The following is a 1,977-nucleotide window of genomic DNA, read 5'->3' on the forward strand; positions in this document are numbered from 1 at the left end:
CGCCGAGGTCCACTCCGTTCTTCGTGCGCTCCATCGTGCGATAGAACTCGGCCAGCCCCTCGTTCAGCCAGAGCGGCAGCGCGGGGATGTTCCGCTCGACGAAGTAGTGCAGATACTCGTGGTAGACGATGCCCAGCGAGCGCGCGTCGCCCACCTGCACGGCCACGTAGTTGCCGTCGAAGCGGCGCTGGAAGAAGCCGGCGATGTCGCGTCCGCCGCTGTAGGGGGCGAACGACTTCTCGTCCGGAAAGACGTAGACGTAGGTCGGGATCGGGGCGTTGACCAGCATCTGGTCCGCCGACATCTTGCGCAGCACTTCGCGCAGCGTCTCCATGCCGACGACGACGGCGCGCGTGCGCTCCTCGGACGCGCAGCTGAAGAGCGTGAAGTGGGCGGAGCGGTACTCCGACCAGCGCTGGCCGTCGGGAAGCGGCGCGGCGGCGGCGTGGCCGCCGAACGCGAGCGACAGCAGGAGCGCCGCGGCGAGCGCTGCGTGCTTCGTCATGGCGTGGTCCCCCGGGCTCGATCTCCCCGGGGCGGATTATCCACCACCGCGGGCCGGGCGCGGCCGGCCCGCGGCGGCGAAAACGGGGGAGAGAGGGCCGACGGCCTTCTCTCCGCGGATCACTGCGGCGTCTCCTGGTTCCACGCGAGATCGACGTCGTTCGCCGCGCGCGAGACCATCAGGGTCACGGAGGACGACGCCGTATTTCTTCCCGTTCCAGACGATCGCCGACGGCCCCTGCTGGTTCGCCCCGTTTCCGATGATCTGCAGCGGCGCGCTCTGTCGCGGCGCGCTGCAGGGCGGCCAGCAGTCGAGGGCGGCGAACGACGCGGGGGCAGGCCCGAGCGGGCGCGCCCCCGAAGCGCCGGCGCCGCCGCTACGGACGGAAGAAGGTCGTCGAGCCTTGGCCGTAGTCCACGAACTGGGCGCCGCGGAGCGTCTCGTTCGACTCGACCTCCACCCGGACCTCGTGGCGCACGCCGCGCTCCGGCCGCGCCTTCGGCGTGATCTGCACGAGGTATTCCACCTGCCAGTGCCCGTCCGCGTTCGCCTCGGGGATCAGGTCTACGCGCGCCACGGGCTGCGGGACGCCGTCGAGCCAGACCTTGACGTTCTCGGCCTTGAGCTCGGGTCCGATGGCCGTGGGGGTCTTCGTCATCGCCTCCACCATCGCCTTCCGCTCGTTCTGGTCCACGAAGCCGTCGCCGTTCGCGTCGAAGGCGAGGACCCTGCTGAGGGTCGAAGGGCGGAACGTGACGAAGACCAGCGGCTGCCCGCCGATCAGCTCAAAGGCGTGCATCGAGTAGATTTCCATCCGCCCGACGGTGAACGTCTCTTCGCGGTCGCGCGTCAGGTCGTAGTCCCACGCCCAGCGCTCCAGCACCTCGCGGGCGTAGAACGAAGAGTTGACGATGACGTTGTTGTAGACCCGCGCCGGAACGCGCGCGTCGAAGCGGCCGTCGTCGGCGACGGGGACGTGGAAGAAGCCCGGCGTGCCGAAGTCGGTGTCGTTGAGGATGATGTAGACGGGACGCTGCTTGCCGTCGCGGTAGACGACGCGGCCGGAGAAGCGGGCGAAGGCGAGCGGCGCGACGCCGGAGAGCTCCTTCTCCGCCTCGCCCTTGATCCGCCAGCGCACGTTCGTCGCGGCGGGGCAGGCGCGCGCCAGGTCGATCTGCCGCTCGAAGCGGCCCCGCCGGACCGTGACCGGCGTCTTCTGCTCGTCGCCGCAGGCGGCGTCGTCGAACTTAAAGGCGACGACCGACTTGCCGTCGGGGAGTCCTTCTCCGCGGAGCACCAGCGCGGCGCCCAACTGGGCGATCTTGGGCTTTCCCGTCGCGGCGTCGAGGTCGTCGTAGGCGGTCTTGGCCGGCGGGTTGTACAGCTCGGCCCGAATCGCGGCGGGGTCGGCGGCCGCGGCGGGAAACAGGGTCGCGGCGGCGGCGACGGCCGCGGAACAGACGGTTGCCAAC

2 protein-coding genes are annotated in these 1,977 nt (G+C 70.4%); both read right to left on the reverse strand.

Translation table 11 applies throughout. From position 1 onward, the window contains the following. Positions 1-505: hypothetical protein (locus LLG88_16020; protein MCE5248417.1), on the reverse strand; the 505-nt coding region annotated here is incomplete at its 3' end. 376 nt (positions 506-881) lie between these two features. After that, on the reverse strand, positions 882-1,977 hold a 1,096-nt coding region (locus tag LLG88_16025), incomplete at its 5' end, for a hypothetical protein (protein ID MCE5248418.1).

The sequence above is a fragment of the bacterium genome (assembly GCA_021372775.1).
In the GTDB taxonomy this organism is placed as follows: Bacteria; Acidobacteriota; Polarisedimenticolia; order J045; family J045; genus JAJFTU01.